The sequence below is a fragment of the Agromyces flavus genome (assembly GCF_900104685.1).
GTDB classification, from domain to species: Bacteria; Actinomycetota; Actinomycetes; order Actinomycetales; family Microbacteriaceae; genus Agromyces; species Agromyces flavus.
In genome coordinates this window covers 1,324,831-1,347,137 of the sequence record NZ_LT629755.1, presented here as the reverse complement: position 1 = coordinate 1,347,137, position 22,307 = coordinate 1,324,831, and the positions used below count along the sequence as shown (strand labels likewise).

General features: G+C 71.1%; 20 protein-coding genes and 1 tRNA gene. 18 read left to right on the top strand and 3 right to left on the bottom strand.

Annotated features, from left to right (window positions below):
- Positions 1-87: 87 nt before the first annotated feature.
- The 3 genes from BLT99_RS06365 to leuA all read left to right on the top strand — a co-directional run bounded on the left by BLT99_RS06365 (position 88) and on the right by leuA (position 4,269).
- Positions 88-849, top strand: a complete 762-nt coding sequence (locus BLT99_RS06365) for an ABC transporter ATP-binding protein (RefSeq protein WP_092675728.1) — start codon at positions 88-90, stop codon at positions 847-849.
- Positions 846-2,246, top strand: coding sequence for an ABC transporter permease (locus BLT99_RS06360; protein ID WP_229724823.1), 1,401 nt, complete (start codon positions 846-848; stop codon positions 2,244-2,246). The genes BLT99_RS06365 and BLT99_RS06360 overlap by 4 nt, the downstream gene beginning before the upstream one ends.
- 247 nt (positions 2,247-2,493) lie before the next feature.
- Positions 2,494-4,269 carry a 2-isopropylmalate synthase gene (leuA, locus tag BLT99_RS06355; protein WP_092670255.1) on the top strand — a complete coding sequence of 592 codons (1,776 nt, stop codon included), beginning with the start codon at positions 2,494-2,496 and terminating at the stop codon, positions 4,267-4,269.
- 57 nt (positions 4,270-4,326) lie between these two features.
- Here the strand turns inward: leuA and BLT99_RS06350 are convergent, their stop codons facing one another.
- Positions 4,327-4,995 carry a trimeric intracellular cation channel family protein gene (locus BLT99_RS06350; RefSeq protein ID WP_092670253.1) on the bottom strand — a complete coding sequence of 223 codons (669 nt, stop codon included), beginning with the start codon at positions 4,993-4,995 and terminating at the stop codon, positions 4,327-4,329.
- A complete protein-coding gene (locus tag BLT99_RS06345; protein ID WP_092670251.1) occupies positions 4,992-5,783 on the bottom strand; it encodes an SDR family oxidoreductase in 792 nt (263 codons plus the stop codon). Before BLT99_RS06345 ends, BLT99_RS06350 begins: the two co-directional genes overlap by 4 nt.
- An 80-nt stretch (positions 5,784-5,863) precedes the next feature.
- Between BLT99_RS06345 and recO the strand changes: the two genes are divergently transcribed.
- The 3 genes from recO to BLT99_RS06330 all read left to right on the top strand — a co-directional run bounded on the left by recO (position 5,864) and on the right by BLT99_RS06330 (position 8,291).
- On the top strand, positions 5,864-6,601 hold the full coding sequence (recO, locus tag BLT99_RS06340) for a DNA repair protein RecO (protein ID WP_092670249.1): 738 nt from the start codon (positions 5,864-5,866) through the stop codon (positions 6,599-6,601).
- On the top strand, positions 6,598-7,401 hold the full coding sequence (locus BLT99_RS06335; protein WP_092670247.1) for an isoprenyl transferase: 804 nt from the start codon (positions 6,598-6,600) through the stop codon (positions 7,399-7,401). Before recO ends, BLT99_RS06335 begins: the two co-directional genes overlap by 4 nt.
- Before the next feature lie 224 nt (positions 7,402-7,625).
- Complete coding sequence (locus tag BLT99_RS06330) at positions 7,626-8,291, top strand: DsbA family oxidoreductase (protein WP_092670245.1); 666 nt, start codon at positions 7,626-7,628, stop codon at positions 8,289-8,291.
- 98 nt (positions 8,292-8,389) lie between these two features.
- Here the strand turns inward: BLT99_RS06330 and BLT99_RS06325 are convergent, their stop codons facing one another.
- Positions 8,390-8,875 carry an aminoacyl-tRNA deacylase gene (locus BLT99_RS06325; RefSeq protein WP_092675725.1) on the bottom strand — a complete coding sequence of 162 codons (486 nt, stop codon included), beginning with the start codon at positions 8,873-8,875 and terminating at the stop codon, positions 8,390-8,392.
- Positions 8,876-8,968: 93 nt separating this feature from the next.
- On the opposite strand from BLT99_RS06325, the gene dusB reads away from it, so the two are divergent.
- The 12 genes from dusB to BLT99_RS06265 all read left to right on the top strand — a co-directional run bounded on the left by dusB (position 8,969) and on the right by BLT99_RS06265 (position 22,297).
- A complete protein-coding gene (gene dusB, locus BLT99_RS17840; protein WP_092670243.1) occupies positions 8,969-10,123 on the top strand; it encodes a tRNA dihydrouridine synthase DusB in 1,155 nt (384 codons plus the stop codon).
- Between the two features lie 4 nt (positions 10,124-10,127).
- Positions 10,128-11,384: a deoxyguanosinetriphosphate triphosphohydrolase gene (locus BLT99_RS06315; RefSeq protein WP_188434435.1), complete on the top strand. Its 1,257-nt coding sequence runs from the start codon at positions 10,128-10,130 to the stop codon at positions 11,382-11,384.
- Positions 11,385-11,405: 21 nt separating this feature from the next.
- On the top strand, positions 11,406-13,340 hold the full coding sequence (gene dnaG / locus BLT99_RS06310) for a DNA primase (protein ID WP_092670241.1): 1,935 nt from the start codon (positions 11,406-11,408) through the stop codon (positions 13,338-13,340).
- 188 nt (positions 13,341-13,528) lie between these two features.
- Positions 13,529-15,163: an ABC transporter substrate-binding protein gene (locus BLT99_RS06305; RefSeq protein ID WP_092670239.1), complete on the top strand. Its 1,635-nt coding sequence runs from the start codon at positions 13,529-13,531 to the stop codon at positions 15,161-15,163.
- A gap of 85 nt (positions 15,164-15,248) precedes the next feature.
- The gene (locus BLT99_RS06300; RefSeq protein WP_092670237.1) at positions 15,249-16,343 is read left to right on the top strand and encodes an ABC transporter permease; all 1,095 of its coding nucleotides are present in this window, start codon (positions 15,249-15,251) and stop codon (positions 16,341-16,343) included.
- A gap of 1 nt (position 16,344) precedes the next feature.
- On the top strand, positions 16,345-17,418 hold the full coding sequence (locus BLT99_RS06295; RefSeq protein WP_092670235.1) for an ABC transporter permease: 1,074 nt from the start codon (positions 16,345-16,347) through the stop codon (positions 17,416-17,418).
- Entirely contained in the window at positions 17,415-19,106 is a 1,692-nt protein-coding gene (locus BLT99_RS06290; protein ID WP_092670233.1) for an ABC transporter ATP-binding protein, read from the top strand. The genes BLT99_RS06295 and BLT99_RS06290 overlap by 4 nt, the downstream gene beginning before the upstream one ends.
- A complete protein-coding gene (locus BLT99_RS06285; protein WP_092670231.1) occupies positions 19,103-19,969 on the top strand; it encodes an ATP-binding cassette domain-containing protein in 867 nt (288 codons plus the stop codon). The genes BLT99_RS06290 and BLT99_RS06285 overlap by 4 nt, the downstream gene beginning before the upstream one ends.
- Complete coding sequence (locus tag BLT99_RS06280; RefSeq protein WP_229724822.1) at positions 19,966-21,003, top strand: D-isomer specific 2-hydroxyacid dehydrogenase family protein; 1,038 nt, start codon at positions 19,966-19,968, stop codon at positions 21,001-21,003. The genes BLT99_RS06285 and BLT99_RS06280 overlap by 4 nt, the downstream gene beginning before the upstream one ends.
- Before the next feature lie 89 nt (positions 21,004-21,092).
- Positions 21,093-21,165, top strand: a tRNA-Asn gene (locus tag BLT99_RS06275).
- Positions 21,166-21,239: 74 nt separating this feature from the next.
- Positions 21,240-21,995, top strand: coding sequence for an AzlC family ABC transporter permease (locus BLT99_RS06270; RefSeq protein ID WP_371874265.1), 756 nt, complete (start codon positions 21,240-21,242; stop codon positions 21,993-21,995).
- Positions 21,992-22,297 carry an AzlD domain-containing protein gene (locus BLT99_RS06265; RefSeq protein WP_092670227.1) on the top strand — a complete coding sequence of 102 codons (306 nt, stop codon included), beginning with the start codon at positions 21,992-21,994 and terminating at the stop codon, positions 22,295-22,297. The genes BLT99_RS06270 and BLT99_RS06265 overlap by 4 nt, the downstream gene beginning before the upstream one ends.
- Positions 22,298-22,307 lie beyond the last annotated feature (10 nt).

Sequence of the window (22,307 nt, the reverse complement as noted above, 5' to 3'; positions counted from 1 at the left end):
CAGGCGTCCGCGTCATCCGATCGGATGACGCGGAAGCCGACGCACGGCCGACGCGACGGCCACTCCGCCGTCCGTAGCGTCGAGGACATGCACATCCAACCCTCTGACCTCGGACTGGTCGCCCGCGTCGCCGGGCTCGGCAAGCAGTTCGGCACGGGCGCCGGCGGCGTCACCGCGCTCGCGGACGTCTCGCTCGGCCTTCGGCGTGGCGAGTTCACCGCCATCATGGGCCCGTCGGGCTCGGGCAAGTCCACGCTCATGCACATCATGGCCGGCCTGGACACGCCCACCTCGGGCCGAGTCTGGCTCGGCGACACCGACATCACCGAGCTGCCGGATGCCGCGCTCACGGTGCTCCGGCGCCGCCGCGTGGGCTTCGTCTTCCAGTCGTTCAACCTCGTGCCCACGCTCGACGTCGAGGGCAACGTGCTGCTGCCGTTCGAGCTCGACGGCCGGCGTCCGACGCGCGAGGAGCGCGTCCTGATCGACGCCCTCATCGAGCGCTTGGGTCTCGCCTCGCGCCTGCGACACCGCCCGCACGAGCTGTCGGGCGGCCAGCAGCAGCGCGTCGCGATCGCCCGCGCCCTCGCGACCCGGCCCGACCTCGTCTTCGCCGACGAGCCGACGGGCAACCTGGACTCGCGCACGGGTCGCGAGGTGCTCGCGATCCTCGCCGACGCGAGCCGCGAATCGGGCCAGTCGATCGCGATGGTCACGCACGATCCGATCGCCGCGAGCCACGCCGACCGCATCCTCTTCCTCGCGGACGGGCGGATCGTGCGCGACGCCGCCCGATCGAGCGCCGAGGAGATCGCGACCTACATGCTCGCCATGGAGCGTGCCGCGTGATCCGGCGCCTGCTGGCCGAGCACGGCCCGACGCTGCTCGTCGCGACGCTCGCCTCGGCGTTCGGCGTCGCGTTGCTGCAGGTGACCGGGTACCTGGGTTCGGCGATCCGCGCCGATGACGTCACCGGCGAGAGCGGTACCGCCGCGCTCATGGTGCAGATCGCGGCGTGGGTGTTCATCGTCATCGCGATCTACGTGAGTGCGGTCGTGACGTCGAACACGGTCGCGACCGTGGTCGCCGGTCGCACGCGGCTCATCGCCCTGCTGCGGCTCATCGGGTCGAGCGCGCGGGCGCAGCGCGCGGCCATCGCGCGCGAGGGTCTCGTCATCGGCGCGATCGGCGCCGTGCTGGGGCTCGTCGTGGGCACGGTCGCGGCGATGGCGCTGGCCGAGCTGGCGGTCGTCACGGACGTGCTGCCCCGCGTGGAGCACGCGTGGGTGGATGCCGCGGTGCTGCCGCCCGCCGTCGTGGCCGCGATCACGACCTGGCTGGCCGCGTGGGTGGGCTCGCGTCGCGTGCTCGCGGTTCGGCCGGCGCAGGCGCTGGGCAACGCGACCGAGTCGACCCGCGACGAGCTCGCCGCACGACGCGGCCGCACGGCGACGGCCGCCGTGCTCGCCGGCGTCGGACTCCTCCTGCTGCTCGGCGGCGTCGCGCTCGGCCTCGTGACGCCGCTCGGCGTGCTCGTGGGCCTGCTCGGCGGCATCCTCTCCTTCACCGGCATCGTGCTCGGCGCGCACGTCATCATGCCGCCGGTGCTGCGGCTGATCGGCCGTGCGCTCGGCACGTCGCCGTCGGCGCGCCTCGCCGCCGAGAACGCGGTGCGCCATCCGGAGCGCAGCTCGCGCATGACCATCGGGCTCGTCATCGGCGTGACGCTCGTGACGATGTTCGCCGTCGCGATGGAGTCGTACCGGACGCTGCTGCTCGCGGCGACCGAGGACCGCCCCGAGATGCGCGCCGCGATCGAGGAGATGGTCGCCGCGACGGTGACGGTGTTCAGCATCCTGGTCGGCTTCAGTGCGCTGATCGCCGCGATCGGCCTCGTGAACACGCTGTCGCTGAGCGTGCTGCAGCGCACGCGCGAGCTCGGGCTGCTGCGCGCGCTCGGGTTCGAGCGACGTCAGCTGCGGCTCATGGTCGTCGCGGAGGCGGCTGCCCTGACCGCCGCGGCGACCGCGACTGGGCTGGTGCTCGGCATCTTCTACGGGTGGGCCGGCGCGCAGTCCATGCTCGGCAGCGTGCAGGGGGAGCCTCTGGTGATCGCGCCGTCGGTTCCGTGGCTGCTCGTCGTCGCGCTCATCGGTGCCGCGGCGATCCTGACGGTGGTCGCCTCACTCGCGCCGGCCCGCCGGGCCACGCGCGTGTCGCCGGTCACGGCGCTCGCGATCGAATGACGTCGAGCGGATGACGCGTGGCGGGTGCCGGAGCCCGGGGGGCGGCACCCGCCACGGCCTGAAGCTGCGGCCGCGACATCCGCGGCCGTCGTCATCGTTGCGCGCGCACCGGATGCCGGTGTTAGCCTTGGTTCGTGCTTCGCGGCCTGCTCCTCCTTAGCTGCCGCAGCGAGTCCTAGTTCACAGGCCTCCCTCGCTGCGGAGTTCGTCGTCGGCTGAAACCCCCGAATAGCGAGAAGAGCACCCCATGAAGAACACCCAGAAGCCTTCCGCGATGCCGGTGCATCGCTACCGTCCGTTCCACGAGCAGATCCGCGTCGAGCTGCCCGACCGCACGTGGCCTTCCAAGCGCATCGAGAAGGCCCCGCGCTGGTGCGCGGTCGACCTGCGCGACGGCAACCAGGCGCTCATCGACCCGATGAGCCCCGAGCGCAAGCGCATCATGTTCGACCTCCTCGTGAAGATGGGCTACAAGGAGATCGAGGTCGGCTTCCCGTCGGCCAGCCAGACCGACTTCGACTTCGTCCGCAGCCTCATCGACGAGGGAGCGATCCCCGACGACGTCACCATCCAGGTGCTGACGCAGGCGCGCGACCACCTCATCGAGCGCACGTACGAGTCGATCCGCGGCGCCAAGCAGGCGATCGTGCACCTCTACAACTCGACGAGCGTGCTGCAGCGCGAGGTGGTCTTCCGCACCGACAAGCAGGGCATCATCGACATCGCCCTGCACGGCGCCCGCAAGTGCCGCGAGATGGAGGCGACCGTGCCCGGCACGACCGTCTACTACGAGTACTCGCCCGAGAGCTACACGGGCACCGAGCTCGAGTACGCCGTCGACGTGTGCAACCAGGTGATCGAGGTGTTCGAGCCGACGCCCGAGCGCAAGGTCATCATCAACCTGCCCGCGACCGTCGAGATGGCGACCCCCAACGTCTACGCCGATTCGATCGAGTGGATGTCGCGGCACCTCGCTCACCGCGAGAACGTCATCCTCTCGCTGCATCCCCACAACGACCGCGGCACCGCGGTGGCGGCCGCCGAGCTCGGCTACATGGCCGGTGCCGACCGCATCGAGGGGTGCCTGTTCGGCAACGGCGAGCGCACGGGCAACGTCGACCTCGTCGCGCTCGGCATCAACCTGTTCACGCAGGGCGTCGACCCGCAGATCGACTTCTCGAACCTCGACGAGGTCAAGCGCACCGCCGAGTACTGCAACCAGCTGCCGGTGCACGAGCGCAGCCCGTGGGCGGGCGACCTCGTCTACACGGCGTTCTCGGGTTCGCACCAGGACGCGATCAAGAAGGGCTTCGAGGCGATGGAGGCACGCGCCGACGAGCGCGGCGTCTCGGTCGACGACCTGCCGTGGGCCGTGCCGTACCTGCCGGTCGACCCGAAGGACCTCGGTCGCAGCTACGAGGCCGTCATCCGCGTCAACTCCCAGTCGGGCAAGGGCGGCGTCGCCTACCTGCTGAAGACCGACCACGCGCTCGACCTGCCGCGCCGGCTGCAGATCGAGTTCTCGGGCGTCGTGCAGGCCAAGACCGACGCCGAGGGCGGCGAGGTCACGAGCGAGCAGATCTGGTCGGTCTTCACCGATGAGTACCTGCCCGCGCCGCAAGACCGCCCCGACGAGAAGTGGGGCCGGTTCGAGCTGCTGTCGATGCGCACCGAGAGCGACCTCACGGGCGACGTGCGCGTGCGCGTCGGCCTGCGCGACGGCGACGAGCGCGTCGATGCCGACGGCTCGGGGAACGGCCCGATCGCGGCCTTCCTCTCCGTGCTCGCGGCCGAGGGCGTCGACGTCCGCGTGCTCGACTACAGCGAGCACGCGCTGTCCGCGGGCGGCGACGCGCTGGCTGCCGCATACGTGGAGTGCCAGGTCGAGGGGCGCACGCTGTGGGGCGTGGGCGTCGATGCCGACATCTCGACGGCGTCGCTCAAGGCCGTCGTGTCGGCCGTCAACCGTGCACTGCGGGCCGCACGCGCGCGCGAGGAGGCGACGGCTCCGGCGCTCGCCTGAGCTGCGATCCGGTCTGCACGGGCGGGCGCGACTCCGGTCGCCCCGCCCGTGGCCGTCTCAGGGACGGGCGGTGCGCCGCCAGACCCGCCAACTCGCGATCGCTCGCTGCTCGGGCAGGCTCCATCCGAAGCGCACCGATCCGAGCCGGATCAGCGTCGTCACGATCACGCACGTCGTGGCGGCCACCGTGATGTTCGCACCCAGGGCGACGAGCACCGTGATGAGCACGGTCCCGGCGCCCGCCGCGACGGCGTAGAGCGAGCCGACGTGCATGAGCGCGATGGGCAGGTTGAGCGACACGTCGCGCAGGATCGACCCGCCGACCGCCGACACGACGCCGACGAACACGGCGGGCACCTCGGGCACGCCGTAGGCGAGCGCCTTCGTCGTGCCGATCGCGGCGAACAACCCGATCGTGACGGCGTCGAGCGCGATGATCAGCGGGTTCAGCCGCGTGAAGAGCCGCAGCAGCGCCATCCCGAGCAGCGCGGCGAGCGTCGCGACGACCAGGTACCAGTTCGTCTTCATGGCGGCGGGTAGCTGGTTCAGCAGGATGTCACGCAGGAGGCCGCCGCCGAGCCCGACGAGGATGCCGATGAGCGCGACGCCGAGCAGGTCGAGGCGGCGTTCCTTGAGTCGCCCCGCGAACATCGCGCCCTGCAGGGCGCCGATCCCGACCGCGGCGAGGTCGGCCCAGAGCGGGATCTCGAACGGTGCGAGCGTCATGCGTCGGTCGCTCCACGCGGATCGCGCGGCGCGGCCGCCCGTGCCGCGCCGGTCGCGAGGTACTCCTCGAACGTGACTCGGCCGTAGGGCTCGCCGGGCACGAGGTTCGCGCCGGACGAGAACGCCCTGAAGCGCGTGCCGGGGAGCCGGAACGCGAGCGTGGGACGGCGGGATCTGCGGGCGGCGAGGTAGGCGCGAGCCAGGTCGCGGGCCGGGCGGACCTCGGGGCCCCCGACGTCGGGCGCCATGCCCGCGGCATCCGCATCGAGCAGCTCGACGAGCCGGCGGGCCACGTCGTCGACCGCGATGGGCTGGAACGAGAACGCCGGCGCGGCGAGGACGGGGGAGAAGCGCTGCACGTGGAACAGCGTCGCGATGAAGTCGTGGAACTGGGTGATGCGCTGCACGGTCCACCGCATGCGTGATTCGGCGATCAGCCGTTCGGAGGCGCGCTTGCCCGCGTAGTACGCGAGCGGGATGCGGTCGATGCCCACGATCGACGAGTACAGGATGCGCGGGCGGCCGGAACGGTCGGCCGCCGTGACCAGGTTCCGCGTGATCTCGGTGTCGTCGCGCAGCGTCGTCGCCAGGTGCAGGATGGCGCGGGTGCCCTCGATCGCGGCCTCGACGCCCTCGCCCGTCGCCAAATCGCCCTTCAGGGTGCCGGGCGCACCGCTGCGACTGAGCACGCGGACGTCCTCGCCGCGATCGGCGAGCAGGCGGACGACGGCCCGGCCGAGGGTGCCGGTGCCTCCCGTGACGAGGACGGGCGCGGACGACGTGGTCACCCGACCATTCTGCCGTCCGATCCGACGTCGCGTGCGCGGTCCTCGGCCGGGGTGCCGGCGGTCGGTGGGAGAATCGTCAGGTGCCCGTGTACCGAGATGACGCCGTCGTGCTGCGCACGCACAAGCTCGGCGAGGCCGACCGCATCGTCACGCTGCTCACGCGCCGCCACGGCAAGATCCGGGCGGTCGCGCGCGGCGTCCGACGCACCGCGTCGAAGTTCGGCTCGCGGCTCGAGCCGTTCATGGTGGCCGACCTGCAGCTCTACGAAGGGCGCACGCTCGACGTCATCACGCAGGCCGAGACGATCGGCGCCTACGGGGCCGAGATCAGCCAGGACTACGCGGCCTACACGGCCGCGAACGCGATGGTCGAGGCCGCCGACCGGCTGACCGAGGCCGAGGGATCGCTGCAGCAGTACCTCCTGCTCGTCGGCGCGCTCCGATCGCTCTCGCGGCGCGAGCACGGCCCGCCGCTCACGCTCGACTCGTACCTGCTGCGCGCGCTCGCGATCGCCGGCTGGGCGCCGACCTTCGCCGACTGCGCGCGCTGCGGGCGCGAGGGCCCGCACACGGCGGTCGTCGTCCAGCTCGGCGGAGTGGTGTGCGACGAGTGCGCCCCGCCGGGCACGCCGCGCATCGCGGCCTCGACGGTCGAGCTGCTCGGCGCGCTGCTCGCCGGAGACTGGGAGCACGCCGAGGCGGCTCCCGAGCGGGAGCGGGCCCAGGCGAGCGGTATCGTCGCCGCGTACGCCCAGTGGCACCTCGAGCGCGGACTCCGCTCGCTCTCCCACGTCTCCCGAGAAACGGCCCCCCAGTGACCCCCAAGCCCTACACCCACAAGGATGCCGTGCCCTACCGGCCGATCGACTGGACGGGCCTGTACCCGCCCGCGCTTCCGAAGGGCGCGGTGCCCGACCACGTCGCGATCGTCATGGACGGCAACGGCCGCTGGGCGAACCGGCGCGGGCTCACCCGCATCGAGGGGCACAAGGCTGGCGAGGCGGCGCTCCTCGACGTGGTCGCGGGCGCGGTGCAGGTCGGCGTGAAGCACCTCTCGGTGTACGCGTTCTCGACCGAGAACTGGAAGCGCTCGCCCGACGAGGTGCGATTCCTCATGGGCTACAACCGCGACGTGCTGCACCGGCGCCGCGACCAGCTCAATGAGTGGGGCGTGCGGATCAGGTGGGCGGGCCGCCGGCCGCGCCTGTGGCGCTCGGTCATCGACGAGCTGCAGTTCGCCGAGAAGCTCACGGCGGGCAACGACACCCTGACGCTCACGATGTGCGTGAACTACGGCGGGCGGAACGAGCTCGCCGACGCGGTGCGCTCGATCGCCGACGACGTGGCATCCGGCCGCCTGCGCCCCTCGGCCGTGAGCGAGAAGCTCATCCAGAAGCGCCTGTACGTGCCCGACCTGCCCGACGTCGACCTGTTCGTGCGCAGCTCGGGCGAGCAGCGCACGTCGAACTTCCTGCTCTGGCAGTCGGCCTACGCCGAGATGGTGTTCCTCGACACGCTCTGGCCCGATTTCTCGCGTGCCGACCTCTGGCACGCGATCGAGCTGTACGCGGGCCGCAACCGCCGCTTCGGCGCGGCCATCGACGCGCCGACGGCGTAGGGGCGCGGGCGAGCGAGCCCGTGGATGCCGCGGGGCCGTCATGCTGCCGGACCTTGCGTCGCACCCGCGCGGCTCCTGAATCGAAGGACGGTCCCGCGCCGTTCCGCGGTGCCCGTCGGCGTGTCGACGCCTCCGTCCTTCGATTCAGGAGTCGCGGCAGGGGTGAACGCCGACCAGTTGCATGCATGGGAATACGGATGCCGCGGCATCCGTTCGCATTGAGCGTGACGTCCCCCATCAAGATCGACATCTGGTCCGACATCGCGTGCCCGTGGTGCTACATCGGCAAGCGCCACCTCGAGGGCGGTATCGCCGCGCTCGGCGACGACGCGCCCGAGGTCGAGATCGAGTACCACTCGTTCGAGCTCGCGCCCGACACGCCCGTCGACTTCGAGGGGTCCGAGGTCGACTTCCTCGCCGGGCACAAGGGCCTGCCCGTCGCGCAGGTCGAGCAGATGCTCGAGCGCGTCAGGGGCATCGCGGCCGCCGCAGGCCTCGACTACGACTTCGACGCGCTGCAGCACACGAAGACGCTGAAGGCGCACGAGCTGCTCCACTTCGCCAAGGAGCAGGGCCGGCAGCTCGAGCTCTCCGAGCGACTGTTCCGGGCCTACTTCACCGAGGGCCGGCACGTGGGTCGCGTCGACGAGCTGGTCGAGCTCGCGGCCGAGGTCGGGCTCGACGCGGATGCCGCGCGCGCGGCGCTGGAGTCGGGTCGGTACGGCGCAGACGTGCAGGCCGACATCGCACAGGCCGGGGCGTACGGCATCCAGGGCGTCCCGTTCTTCGTCTTCGAGGGCAAGTACGGCGTCTCGGGCGCGCAGCCCGCCGAGGTGTTCGCACAGGTGCTGACGCAGGTCGCCGGCGAGCGCGACGGGGTCGCGGCGTGAGCGACGCGGTGACGCCGTTCACGATGCTCGGCAGCGCGGGAGCCGTCTGCGCGGGCGACGTCTGCGAGATCCCGCCGGCGGTCGAGTCGGGGGAGTGACTACTCGGGGTCGCTGATGTCGGCGACCGTCGCGTCGAGCGCACGCACGAGCGCGTCGGCGTCGACGAAGAGGCTGCGGCCGTGCTCGCCCGCTCCCATCGAGACGCGGCGTCCCGGAATCGTCGCGTCGACCACGACCGGCCAGGCGGTGGTCGAGCCGAGCGGGGTGATCGTGCCACGCTCGTAGCCTGTCGCGGCGAGGGCCAGCGAGGCATCCGGCAGCTGCAGCTTGTTGACCGACAGCAGCGCGCGCAGCTTCGGCCAGCTGATCTTGCGGCCGCCGGGAACGAGCGCGAAGACGTACGTGTCGTCGCTGCGCTTCACGACGAGCGATTTGACGATGTCGCCCGGCTCGATGCCCATGAGCTCGGCCGCCTCCTCGAGGCTGCGAGCGGCGGGACGCTCGATCACCTCGATGTCGAGGCCGCGAGCGGCGGCATCCGCCTGCACCCGCTCGACGCCGACGAGTCTCTCGAACGCGGTCATGCCGTCCTCCACAGCGCAGCCATGACCGCATCCTAGGCCGCGCCGCCGCCGCGCCGGGCCGCATGCGCCGCCGGTCTGGGAGAATCGAAGGCGATGCCAACGACCACGACCCCCGCCCGCCCGCTCACGATCGGCGGCCTCGACCTCGAGGTGCCGGTCGTGCTCGCACCCATGGCGGGTATCACCAACACGGCGTTCCGGCGGCTCTGCCGCGAGTTCGGCGCAGGCCTCTACGTCAGCGAGATGATCACGAGTCGCGCGCTCGTCGAGCGCACGCCCGAGTCGATGCGCCTCATCACGCACCACGAATCCGAGACGCCGCGTTCCATCCAGCTCTACGGAGTCGATCCCAAGACGGTCTCCGAAGCGGTCACCATGCTCGTCGCCGAAGACCGCGCCGACCACATCGACCTGAACTTCGGATGCCCCGTGCCCAAGGTCACCCGCAAGGGCGGGGGAGCCGCGCTGCCCTGGAAGAGCGGGCTCTTCCGCGACATCGTCGAGGGCGCAGTCAACGCCGCAGGCGATGTCCCGCTCACGATCAAGATGCGCAAGGGCATCGACTCCGACCACCTCACGTACCTCGAGGCCGGCCGCATCGCCGAGGGCGCGGGCGTCGCGTCGATCGCGTTGCACGCGCGCACCGCCGCCGAGTTCTACTCGGGCCAGGCCGACTGGTCGGCCATCGCGAGGCTCAAGCAGGCGGTCACGAGCGTGCCGGTGCTCGGCAACGGCGACATCTGGTCGGCCGACGACGCGCTGCGCATGGTCGACGAGACCGGATGCGACGGGGTGGTCGTGGGTCGTGGATGCCTCGGGCGGCCGTGGCTGTTCGGCGACCTCGCGGCGGCGTTCCGCGGCGAGCAGGCGAAGGCCGAGCCCTCGCTCGGCGATGTCGCGCGCACGTTCCGCCGGCACGCCGAACTGCTCGCCGACTTCTTCGACAGCGAGGAACGCGGGTGCCGCGACATCCGCAAGCACGTCGCCTGGTACTTCAAGGGATACCCGGTGGGCGGCGAATTGCGCGCCAAGCTCGCCACGGTCGAATCGCTCGCCCAGCTCGACGACCTGCTCGGAACCCTCGACTGGTCGATGCCGTATCCGGGCGAGGGCGCCGAGGGGCCGCGCGGGCGCGCCGGCACCCCGAAGAACCCGTCGCTGCCCGAGGGTTGGCTCGACTCGCAAGAGCTCGCCGGGCACGATCGCACCACGCTCGTCGACGCCGAACTCGACACGAGCGGCGGCTGAGCGCGTGCGCGACCGACTCTTCGGCGGCTACCACGAGGCCGACGCCGAGCGATTCCTGCCCGAACAGCACGACAACCGGCGCCGCAGCGACTTCGCGCGCGACCGGGCGCGACTGCTGCACTCGTCGGCGCTTCGCCGACTCGCCGCCAAGACGCAGGTGCTCAGCCCGACCTCTGGGCTCGACTTCGCGCGCAATCGGCTCACGCACTCGCTCGAGGTCGCGCAGGTCGGCCGCGAGCTCGCGGGCAGCCTCGGCCTCGACCCAGACGTGGTCGACACCGCGTGCCTCGCGCACGACCTCGGCCACCCGCCCTTCGGACACAACGGCGAGAAGGCCCTCAACACGTGGGCCGCCGACATCGGGGGCTTCGAGGGCAACGCGCAGACCCTGCGGATCCTCACCCGGCTCGAGCCGAAGGTGTTCACCCCCGAGGGCCGGCCGATCGGGCTCAACCTCACGCGGGCCAGCCTCGACGCGAGCTGCAAGTACCCGTGGCCCGAGACCGCCGGCGTCGGAGACCCGAGTGGTCGCACCAAGTTCGGCTTCTACGCCGACGACGTCGACATGTTCGAATGGATGCGACGCGGAGCCCCCGAGCGGAGGCTGTGCATCGAGGCGCAGGTCATGGACCTCTCCGACGACATCGCCTACTCGGTGCACGACCTCGAGGATGCGATCGTCGGGGGTTACGTCGACGTCGCCGCGCTCGGCCGACGCGTCGACCACGACGAGCTCGTGTCGTCGATGTACGAGTGGATCGGCGGCGCCATCGGCCACGACGAGCTCATCGCGGCGTTCGACCGGCTCGACTCGCTCGACGTCTGGATGTCGTCGTGGGAGGGCAGCCGACGCGACCAGGCCGCGCTGAAGAACCTCACGAGCCAGCTCATCGGCCGGTTCGCGCACGCCGCGACCGCGGCCACCCGGGCGCAGCACCCCGTCGCGAGCCTGATCCGGTTCGACGCCGATATGGTCGTGCCCCGCGACATCCAGGCCGAGATCGCCGTGCTCAAGGGCATCGTCGCCGCCTTCGTGATGTCGCGGAACACGCGCCAGCCCATCTACAGCCAGCAGCGGCAGGTGCTCACGGCCCTCGCCGACGTGCTCCACGAAACTGGCGACGCGAACCTCGACGCCGGCTTCGCCGAGGACTGGCGCGCGGCATCCGACGACGCCGGGCGCAAGCGCGTGGTCGTCGACCAGGTCGCGAGCCTCACCGACCAGTCGGCGCTCGCCTGGTACGAGCGGCTCTGCCAGTGAACCGCCAATAGGATGGTCGGCATGGCGGGCCGCATTCGACAGAGCGATGTCGAAGAGGTGAAGGCCCGCACCAACATCGCCGACATCGTCGGCGAGCACGTGGCGCTGAAGTCGGCCGGCGTGGGTTCGATGAAGGGCCTCTGCCCGTTCCACGACGAGCGCAGTCCGAGCTTCCACGTCCGACCGCAGCTCGGGTACTACCACTGCTTCGGCTGCGGCGAATCCGGCGATGTCTACACGTTCATCCAGCGGATGGATCACGTCTCGTTCACCGAGGCCGTCGAACGGCTCGCGGGGCGCATCGGCTTCGAGCTGCACTACGAGGACGGCGGATCGGCCACCGATCACGGCAACCGCGCACGCCTGCTCGCCGCGAACCAGGCCGCGGCCGAGTTCTTCGTCGAGCGCCTCACCTCGCCAGAGGCCGAGGTCGGCCGGCGGTTCCTCGGCGAGCGCGGCTTCGACGCCGATGCGGCGAAGCACTTCGGCGTCGGATTCGCACCCAAGAGCTGGGATGCGCTCACCGACCACCTGAAGGCGAAGGGCTTCACGACCGAGGAGCTCGCGGCATCCGGTCTCGTGTCCCAGGGCGATCGCGGCGTCTACGACCGCTTCCGAGGGCGCCTGATCTGGCCGATCCGCGACGTCACCGGCCAGACCGTCGGCTTCGGCGCGCGCAAGCTCCTCGACGACGATCCCGGCCCCAAGTACCTGAACACCCCCGAGACGGCGATCTACCACAAGGCGCAGGTGCTCTACGGGCTCGACCTCGCCAAACGCGACATCGCGAAGACGCACCGCGTCGTCGTCGTCGAGGGTTACACCGACGTCATGGCCTGCCATCTGGCCGGCGTGACGACCGCGATCGCGACGTGCGGCACCTCGTTCGGCGTCGACCACATCAAGGTGCTCCGCCGTGTCCTCGGCGACGACTCCGGGGTCGGCGAGGTGGTATTCACGTTCGACGGCGATGCCGCCGGGCAGAAGGCCGCCATGCGCGCGTTCGCCGAGGAGAAGCGGTTCGCGGCACAGACGTTCGTCGCGGTCGCACCCGACGGGCTCGATCCGTGCGACCTGCGGCTCGCACGCGGTGACGCGGCGGTCCGATCGCTCGTCGACGCGAAGACGCCCATGTTCGAGTTCGTGATCCGGCACACGCTGGCCCGCTTCGACCTCGAGACCGTCGAGGGGCGAGTCGCCGCGCTGCGCGCGACCGCCCCGATCGTCGCCGACCTGCGCGACCCCGCACTGCGGCCCGGGTACACACGCGAACTCGCACGCATGCTCGGGATGGAGCTCGGCGAGGTGACCCGAGCCGTTCGTGCAGCGGGGGGTCGCGAGCGTCCCGAGAGCGACCGCGGCCGTGGCGATGGCGCCGAGCCGGGCGGCGTGCGAGGAGGCGGGGGAGCGAACGCGCCCGACGGCCTCGCCACCCCCGGCGTCGCGATATCCGATCGGCCGTACTCGATCGCCCAGCTGCCGAACGACCCCGCCACCCGGCTCGAGCGCGATGCGCTCCAGGCGATGCTGCAGTACCCCGACGTCGTCGGCGTCGACCTGCTCCGGCAGGGTGTCGACTGCCGATTCGGCAACGCCACGCTGGCCGTCGTCCGCGACGGAATCGCCTCCGCGCTGTCATCGGGACCGGCCGGTTCCGGCGGCACGGCGACCACGACGCTCTCGGTGGAGCGGGTGGTCGGTGAGGTGCCCGCGCCCTTCGCGTCGATCGTGCAGCAGCTCGCGGTGCTCCCCGTCCCGCAGCGCAACGATGCCGAGCTCGCCGCGTACGTCCGCGGCGTCGTCGGCGGTCTCGTCGACCGCGAGCTGCTGCGGCAGAAGCAGGAGCTGCTCGGACGCCTCCAGCGCACCGATCGCGCCGACCAGGCGACGTTCGCGGCCATTCAGCGCGCGCTCGTCGACCTCGAGCACGAGCGGCGCTCACTGCGCGGCGACTGAGGTCCCCTCGTCATCGGGTCACGGGCACCCGCGCAGACGAGCACAACATTGCAGATCGGTCACATTCGTGCTCGCGAGGGGGCCCTGCCGAGTTCGCTTCCGAGCCCGTGTGCTAGGTCTGGAAGATACGAGATCTGCGAGGCGGCGACCCCGTCCGCGATCATCCTGACAGGAAGAGGTAGACGGATATGGCATCCGCATCCATGCACCGCCGGCGCGGCATCGCCCTCGCCGCGGGCTTCTCCGCCGCAGCACTCGTGCTCGCGGGCTGCGCCGCCGGTGGCGGCGACGAGGACTCGTCCGGCGGCGGCACGCTCACCATCGGCACCACCGACAAGGTCACGACGCTCGACCCGGCCGGGTCGTACGACAACGGCTCCTTCGCGGTGATGAACCAGGTGTTCCCGTTCCTGATGAACTCGCCCTACGGCACGTCCGAGGTCGAGCCCGACATCGCCGAGTCGGCGGAGTACACGGCCCCGAACGAGTACACGGTCACGCTCAAGGAGGGCCTGAAGTTCGCCAACGGCAACGACCTGACCGCTTCCGACGTCAAGTTCTCGTTCGACCGCCAGGTCGCGATCGCCGATGAGAACGGGCCGTCCGCCCTGCTCTACAACCTCGACTCCGTCGAGGTGGTCGACGACACCACGGTGGTCTTCAAGCTCAAGAGCGACAACGACCAGATCTTCCCGCAGATCCTCTCGAGCCCGGCTGGTCCGATCGTCGACGAGGACGTCTTCGCGGCCGACGCGCTGACGCCCGACGACGAGATCGTCGACGGCAACGCATTCGCGGGTCAGTACGTCATCACCAGCTACAAGTTCAACGACCTGGTGGGCTACAAGTCCAACCCCGACTACCAGGGCGTGCTCGGTGCTCCCAAGACCGAGACGGTCAATGTCAAGTACTACGCCGATGCGTCGAACATGAAGCTCGACGTGCAGGAGGGCAACATCGACGTCGCGTTCCGGAGCCTATCCGCGACCGACATCGACGACCTCCGCGGCAACGACAAGGTCAAGGTCGTCGAGGGCCCCGGCGGTGAGATCCGCTACATCGTGTTCAACTTCAACACGCAGCCGTACGGTGCCGAGACGCCCGAGGCCGACCCGGCCAAGGCCCTCGCGGTGCGCCAGGCCGTCGCCGACCTCATCGACCGCGAGGAGATCGCCTCGCAGGTCTACAAGGACACGTACACCCCGCTGTACTCCTTCGTGCCGGACGGCCTCACGGGTGCCATCCAGCCGCTCAAGGAGCTCTACGGCGACGGTGAGGGCGGCGCCGATGTCGACAAGGCGACCAAGACCCTCGAGGACGCCGGTGTCGAGGTCCCCGTCGAGCTGAACCTGCAGTACTCGAACGACCACTACGGTCCGTCCTCGGGCGACGAGTACGCCCTCATCAAGGACCAGCTCGAGGCGTCCGGTCTCTTCACGGTGAACCTGCAGACCACCGAGTGGGTGCAGTACTCGAAGGACCGCACCGCCGACGTGTACCCCGCGTACCAGCTCGGCTGGTTCCCGGACTACTCCGACGCCGACAACTACCTGAGCCCGTTCTTCCTCACGGAGAACTTCCTCGGCAACCACTACTCGAACCAGGAGGTCAACGACCTCATCCTCGAGCAGTCGGTGGAGGCGGACGCGGACGCCCGCACCGCGCTCATCGAGGAGATCCAGGAGAAGGTGGCCGCCGACCTGTCGACGGTGCCGTACCTCCAGGGTGCGCAGGTCGCGGTCGTCGGTTCCGACGTCGAGGGCACCGAGGACACGCTCGACGCGTCGTTCAAGTTCCGCTACGGAGCGATCTCGAAGGGCTGAGCGCGACTAGAGTCGTTGAAGCTCGACGACGGGGGCGATCTGCTACCGCGGGTCGCCCCCGTTCCCCTGCACCCCTGAGGAATCAATGAGCACTCTTGACACCGTGTCCCTCGCCGAGGGCGCACCGCAATCCGGACGGCCGAAACCCAAGGCCCAGGGCGGCGGACTCGGCCGCTACCTGTTGGTCCGATTCCTGCTGATCTTCCCGACCGTCTTCATCCTGGTGACCGTCGTGTTCATCGCGGTGCGCGCCACGGGCGACCCGATCACCGCCGCGCTCGGCGACCGGCTCACCGCCGCCCAGCTCCAGGAACGCATCGCGGCCGCGGGATACGACCGCCCGATCATCGTGCAGTACCTCGAGTACCTCGGACAGGTCTTCACGGGCGACTTCGGCACGACGATCAGCGACAACCGGCCGGTGCTCGAGGTGCTCCTCACCTACGGCAGCGCCACGCTCGAACTGGCGTTCTACTCGCTGCTCGTCGCCTTCGTCGTCGGAATCCCGTTCGGCCTCATCGCCGCCTACTTCCGCGACCGCGGCCAGGACGCCGTCCTGCGCGTGTTCGCGATCCTCTGCTACGCGACGCCGGTGTTCTTCGCGGGCATGCTGCTGAAGCTCGTGTTCTCCGTCTGGCTCGGATGGCTCCCGGTCGCCGGTCGCGCGTCGACGAGCGCCGAGCTGCAGATGCAGCTCCTGCCGAACCCGACGAACCTCTACACGATCGACGCCATCCGCACGGGCAATCCCGAGGTGCTCGCCGACGTGCTCGCGCACGCGGTGCTGCCGTCCATCGCGCTCGGCCTGCTCACCGCGGGCGTCTTCCTGCGCCTGGTGCGCACCAACGTGATCGGCACGCTCGCCACCGACTACGTCGATGCCGCCCGCTCGCGCGGCGTCAGCGAGTACCGACTGCTTCGCAAGCACGCATACCGCCCGGCGCTCATCCCGATCATCACGGTCATCGGCCTCCAGATCGCGCTGCTCCTGGCCGGCGCCGTGCTGACCGAGACCACGTTCGAGTGGAAGGGCCTCGGCTTCCAGCTCGCCGAGTACCTGCAGGCCCGCGACTTCGTGGCGGTCCAAGGCATCGTCGCGCTGCTGGCCGTGATCGTCGCCCTGACGAACTTCGTCGTCGACGTGATCGCGGCGCTCATCGACCCGAGGGTGAGGTACTGACATGACCGCGGCCACCACCGCCGCCGTGCCCCAGCGGCGCCTCCGCGACCGGCTCCCGGTCGTGCACCAGCTCCGCCAGAGCGTCGGCCTCCAGCGCGGCATGCTCGTCGCCGGACTCGTGATCACCGGCATCTTCGTCCTGACGGCGATCTTCGCGCCGCTCCTCGCGCCCTACCGCTTCAACCAGCTCCGGTCGGCCGACGGTCCGTTCGGCGCGCAGCAGCCGCCGTCGGCCGAGCACCTGCTCGGCACGACCGTCGGCGGCTACGACGTGCTGTCCCGCGTGATCTGGGGCGCCCAGACCGCGCTGCTGGTGATCCTCGTCGCGGTCACGCTGTCGCTCTTCCTCGGCGTGTTCCTGGGACTGGTGTCCGGCTACCTGGGCGGATGGCTCGACCGCGTGCTCGTCGTCATCAGCGACGCGATCTACGCCTTCCCCTCCCTGCTGCTGGCGATCCTCGTCGCGATCGTCATCTCCGGCGGACAGTCGAGCATGTGGGGCGGCATCTTCGCCGCGGCCATCTCGATCACCGTCGTGTTCATTCCGCAGTACCTCCGCGTGATCCGGGCCGAGACCGTGCGCATCAAGGCCGAGGCCTACGTCGAGTCCGCCAAGGTGCTCGGTGCGTCCAACAGCCGGATCATCTTCCGGCACGTCCTGCGCAACGCCACGCGCACCCTTCCGCTCATCTTCACGCTGAACTCGTCCGAGGCGATCCTGACGCTCGCTGGCCTCGGCTTCCTGGGCTTCGGCATCGAGCCCACGTCGGCGGCCGAATGGGGTTACGACCTGAACAAGGCGCTCTCCGATGTCACGAGCGGCATCTGGTGGACCGCGCTGTTCCCCGGCCTCGCCATCGTGTTCACCGTGCTCGGCATCACGCTCGTCGGCGAGAGCCTGAACGACCTCGCCGATCCGCGCCTGCGCGGCCGGCGCCGCGTCGCCCAGGCGGCCGGCGTGGTGGCCGAGACCTCGGTGGTGCCGGGTGGCACGCTGATCGCCGGACCGGGCGGCCTGAAGGGGCTGGAGGACGGCGAGACGTTCGACGAGCATGGGATCGAGGTGAACCGATGAGCACGGTGGTCAGCATCGATGGGCTCGGCGTGTCGTTCGCGACCGACGCGGGTGCCGTCAAGGCCGTCGAGGATGTGAGCCTGTCGGTCGAACGCGGCGAGGTCGTCGCCATCGTCGGCGAGTCCGGCAGCGGCAAGACGGTCACCGCCAAGACGATTCTCGGACTGCTTCCCGAGACGGCGACGACGAGCGGCGCCGTGGTGCTGTCCAACCGGGCCGGCACCGCCGAGCAGGACGTGGTCTCGCTCTCGCGCGACCGGCTCCGCGCCATCCGCGGCAGCGACGTCGCGATGGTGTTCCAGGAGCCCTCGACGGCGCTCAACCCGGTCTACACGGTCGGCTGGCAGATCATGGAGGGCCTGCTGGCCCACGGCCGGCTGTCGAAGAAGCAGGCGCGCGCCAAGGCGATCGAGATCCTCGGCAAGGTCGGCATCCCAGATCCCGAGCACCGCGTCGACCACTACCCGCACCAGTTCTCGGGCGGGCAGAAGCAGCGCATCGTCATCGCGATGGCCCTCGTGCTCGAGCCGGGGCTCATCGTCGCCGACGAGCCGACCACCGCGCTCGACGTGACCGTCCAGGCCGAGATCCTCGACCTGCTCCGCCGGGTCCGCGACGAGTTCGGGACGGCGATCGTGCTGATCACGCACAACATGGGCGTGGTCGCCGACCTGGCCGACCGCGTCGTGGTCATGTACCAGGGCCGCGTGGTCGAGGAGGCGACGGCGCGCGAACTGTTCGCCGCGCCGAAGGACGACTACACCAAGGCGCTGCTCGCAGCGGTGCCGTACGTGGGGCACGGCACCGCCCGCGCGGTCGAGCGCGCCGCCGCCCGGCCGTCGGACTGGGCCGAGCAGACCCCGGTCGTCGAAGCCCGCGGGCTCGAGATCGAGTACCCCGGCCGGTTCGGTCGGTCCGGCTTCCGTGCGGTCGACGGGGTCGATCTCGTCATTCGACCGGGCGAGGTGCTCGGGCTCGTCGGCGAGAGCGGGTCGGGCAAGACCACGATCGGGCGTGCCATCGCCGGGCTCACGCGAGTCACCGGCGGCTCGCTGAAGGTGCTCGGGCACGAGATGCTCGGCATCCGCGAGCGCGACTTCCGACCGGTGCGCGATCGGCTCGGATTCGTGTTCCAGGATCCCGCGTCGAGCTTCAACCCGCTGCTGACGATCGCCGAGGCCGTCGCCGAGCCGCTCGTGATCCACGAGCGTGCGGTCGACGCGCGCGACGCGCGTCCGCGCGTGAACGAGCTCCTCGAGGCCGTGCAGCTTCCCGCCGCGTACGGCGACCGCTATCCGCACGAGCTCTCGGGCGGGCAGCGGCAGCGCGCGAGCCTGGCGCGAGGCATCGCGCTCGAGCCCGAGCTGCTGATCGCCGACGAGCCCACCTCGGCCCTGGATGTCTCGGTGCAGGCGCGCGTGCTCGACCTGTTCGCCGAGCTGCAGCGCGAGTTCGGCTTCGCGTGCCTCTTCATCAGCCACGACCTGGCCGTCGTCGACCTGCTTGCCGACCGGATCGCGGTGCTCTACCGCGGCCGCCTGGTCGAGGAGGGCACCGGCGCCGAGGTGCTCGGGGCGCCGAAGGACCCGTACACGCAGCGGCTGCTCGCGTCGCTTCCCGTGCCCGATCCCGTGGCGCAGGCCGAGCGGCGTGAGGAGCTCCGGCGCATCCGGGAGGCCGGCCGATGACCCGTGGCGCGACCCACGGCTATCCGATCGTCATCAGCGACCTTTCGGTCGAGTACCCCGCGCACGGTGCGAGTGCGGCGCACGTGGCCGTCCACGGCGTGAGCCTCCGGGTCGCGCCGGGCGAGGTGCTCGGGCTGCTCGGCTCCGCCGGCAGCGGCAAGACCACGCTCGCGCGCGTGCTGTCGGGCGTCGGACTCGAACCAGGAGGCCCGGGCAGCGATGTCCGGCCCGTGATCACCGGCGGCGAGGCCATCGTGCTCGGCACGCCGCTGCGGGGGATCACGCGGCGTCGGCTCAACGAGCTGCGGTTCCACGTCGGGTACCTCGCACAGGATGCCGCCGAGCACCTGCCACCCGACCGAACCGTCTCCGAGATCATCGGCGAGCCGATCCTCGAGCGCGACCACCGGTACAACCGCAAGGCGCTCGCCACTCGCGTCGCGACCATGGTCGACGCGGTGCGCCTGCCGCTCGGCCTGCTCGAGAAGTACCCGTACGAGCTGAGCGGCGGGCAGCGGCAGCGGGTCGCGCTCGCGCAGGCGCTCGTGCTCGGGCCGAACCTGCTGATCGCCGACCAGCCGACGGCCGGCATCGACCTGACGGTCCGCGACGCGGTGGCCCAGCTCATCAGCGAGTTGCGCGACGGCCACACGTTCTCGGCCGTCATCATCACGCACGACCTCCCGGTGCTCCGCCGCGTCGCCGATCGCGTCGCGGTGCTCGACCGGGGCGAGGTCGTGGCCCTCGGCACGATCGACGAGGTGTTCGACGACCCGTCCCACCCGTACGTGCAGGCACTCGCGGGCGCCCTCGACGCGGGGCATGCGGTGATCGACGACCTCCAGCCCGAGCCGCCGGCGTGACCGAGCGCGACGCCGCGGGGCGGCCGCCGCGCCACCAAGCGGTGACCGGTGCGATCGTTCGGTCGGCGTCGGATGACGCAACCGCGCGCGCGGTCCAGGTCGGCGCCGCCGCCGGACCGATCGCCATCGTGCCCGACGCCGAGCCGCGCTTCGCCGAGGCGGTGACGCGGGCGGGCGGCGCGCTCGCCCAGCTCTCCGCCGACACCCGCGGACTCGTCTGGACCAGTTCCGAGGGCGAGGACGAGCTCGAGGCGCTGCTCGCCGCGCATCCGCAGATCTCATGGGTACAGCTGCCGTGGGCCGGCGTCGACGCGTTCGCCGGCCTGCTGCGGCGGCACCGCGACGACGGCCGCGTCTGGACGAGCGCCAAGGGCGCCTACGCGCAGCCCGTCGCCGAGCACGCGCTGATGCTCGCCCTGGCCGCGCTCCGCGAGCTCCCGGCGCGGGTGCGAGCGGGGGAGTGGGTGGCCGACGAACGCGGGCGCAGCCTCTACGGCGCCGACATCGTGCTGGTCGGCGCAGGCGGCATCGCGGTCGAGCTCCTCCGGCTGCTCGAGCCGTTCGGCGTGCGCGCGACGGTGGTGCGGCGATCGGATGTCGCGGTGCCCGGCGCCGCCCGCACCGTCACGACCGACCGCCTCACCGAGGCGCTCTCGACGGCCGAGGTCGTGTTCGTCGTCGCCGCCCTGACCGACGGCACGCGCGGACTCATCGGCCGCGACGAGCTCGCGGCGCTGCCCGACGACGCCATCCTCGTCAACGTGGCGCGCGGCGGACTCGTCGACACCGCCGCGCTGGTCGACGCGCTCGAGTCGGGACGGCTCGGCGGCGCCGGCCTCGACGTCACCGACCCGGAACCGCTGCCGGCGGGCCATCCGCTCTGGAACGCACCGAACTGCATCGTCACGCCGCACGTCGCCGACACCGAGGCGATGACGGTGCCGTTGTTCGCCGAACGCGTCCGCGCGAACACCGCGGCGTTCCTCGGGAAGAGCCGCTTCGAGGGCCTGATCGACCTCGACGCGGGGTACTGAGCGGCGACCCCGCGGGGACCGGACGCGAGGCGGCCTCGGATTGGGAGTCCGGCGCTCGCTTTGCTAGAGTGTCTCTGCGCGATACGCGATCCTCCATAGCTCAATTGGCAGAGCAATCGGCTGTTAACCGATAGGTTCTTGGTTCGAGTCCAAGTGGGGGAGCTTCGAACCCCGGTCCTCCTTGAGGCCGGGGTTCTTCCATTCGCATGCGCGAGCGACGACCGAGGAGGCGGCCCGTGGCCGAGGACGCCGTCGAGCACGACGCCGTCTCCGCCGAACCGATCGCCGACGACGCCGAGGCGGAGCGCGCGGCCGTCCGCACCGCCCGACGCGACGGGATCGCCGTCGGACTGGCGACCGCCGCGTACGGCATCTCGTTCGGTGCGCTCTCCGTCGCATCGGGCCTCGACGTGTGGCAGACCTGCTTCCTCAGCCTCGTGATGTTCACCGGCGGATCGCAGTTCGCCCTGGTCGGCGTGGTCGGTGCCGGTGGCCTGGCCGCCGGCGGGTCCGCCATCGCCGCGGCGGCGCTGCTCGGCGTGCGCAACGTCGTCTACGGCATGCGCATGCGTCCGGTCGTCGGCGACCACGGGCTCGCGCACCGCATCGCGGCGGCCTGGGTCACGATCGACGAGTCCACCGCGGTGGCCCTCGCCCAGTCGCGCGAGCGCGCGGCGCGCATCGGCTTCTGGATCACGGGCATCGCGATCTTCGTGGGCTGGAACCTGACCACCCTCGCCGGAGCCCTCATCGGCGACGCGCTCGGCGATACTCGCGCATATGGGCTCGATGCGGCGGCCGCCGCCGCGTTCCTCGGCCTGCTCTGGCCTCGGCTGAAGAAGCTGCAGGCCGGCGCGACCGCCGTCCTCGCCGCCGTCGTCGCGACGATCGCCACGCCGGTGCTGACGCCGGGCCTGCCGGTGCTCGTCGCGGCCGTCGTCGCGGTCGTGATCGGATGGTTCGACCTCTTCCGCCGCCGGGAGGGCCGATGACCCTCTGGCACGTCATCCTGCTGGCGACCGCGGCGACCCTCGCGCTCAAGCTGGCCGGCCACCTGGTGCCGGCGGGCTTCCTCGAGCGCGAGCGCCCGGCGCGCATCGCCGACCTGCTCACGGTCGCGCTGCTCGCGGCCCTGATCGCGGTGCAGACGCTGGGCGCAGGCCAATCGCTCGTCGTCGACGCCCGTGTCCCGGCGGTCATCGTGGCCGCCGCCCTGTACGCCGTCAGGACGCCGTTCATCGTCGTCGTCGCGGTCGCGGCGCTCGTCGCCGCGGGCATACGACTCATCGCCTGACCGAGCGGAT

Coding starts and splice junctions, on each gene's coding strand:
- BLT99_RS06365 (WP_092675728.1), top strand. CDS start 88: ATGCACATCCAACCCTCTGACCTCGGACTGGTCGCCCGCGTCGCCGGG.
- BLT99_RS06285 (WP_092670231.1), top strand. CDS start 19,103: ATGACCCGTGGCGCGACCCACGGCTATCCGATCGTCATCAGCGACCTT.
- BLT99_RS06290 (WP_092670233.1), top strand. CDS start 17,415: ATGAGCACGGTGGTCAGCATCGATGGGCTCGGCGTGTCGTTCGCGACC.
- BLT99_RS06295 (WP_092670235.1), top strand. CDS start 16,345: ATGACCGCGGCCACCACCGCCGCCGTGCCCCAGCGGCGCCTCCGCGAC.
- BLT99_RS06265 (WP_092670227.1), top strand. CDS start 21,992: ATGACCCTCTGGCACGTCATCCTGCTGGCGACCGCGGCGACCCTCGCG.
- BLT99_RS06325 (WP_092675725.1), bottom strand. CDS start 8,875: ATGACCGCGTTCGAGAGACTCGTCGGCGTCGAGCGGGTGCAGGCGGAT.
- BLT99_RS06300 (WP_092670237.1), top strand. CDS start 15,249: ATGAGCACTCTTGACACCGTGTCCCTCGCCGAGGGCGCACCGCAATCC.
- BLT99_RS06305 (WP_092670239.1), top strand. CDS start 13,529: ATGGCATCCGCATCCATGCACCGCCGGCGCGGCATCGCCCTCGCCGCG.
- leuA (WP_092670255.1), top strand. CDS start 2,494: ATGAAGAACACCCAGAAGCCTTCCGCGATGCCGGTGCATCGCTACCGT.
- dnaG (WP_092670241.1), top strand. CDS start 11,406: ATGGCGGGCCGCATTCGACAGAGCGATGTCGAAGAGGTGAAGGCCCGC.
- dusB (WP_092670243.1), top strand. CDS start 8,969: ATGCCAACGACCACGACCCCCGCCCGCCCGCTCACGATCGGCGGCCTC.
- BLT99_RS06350 (WP_092670253.1), bottom strand. CDS start 4,995: ATGACGCTCGCACCGTTCGAGATCCCGCTCTGGGCCGACCTCGCCGCG.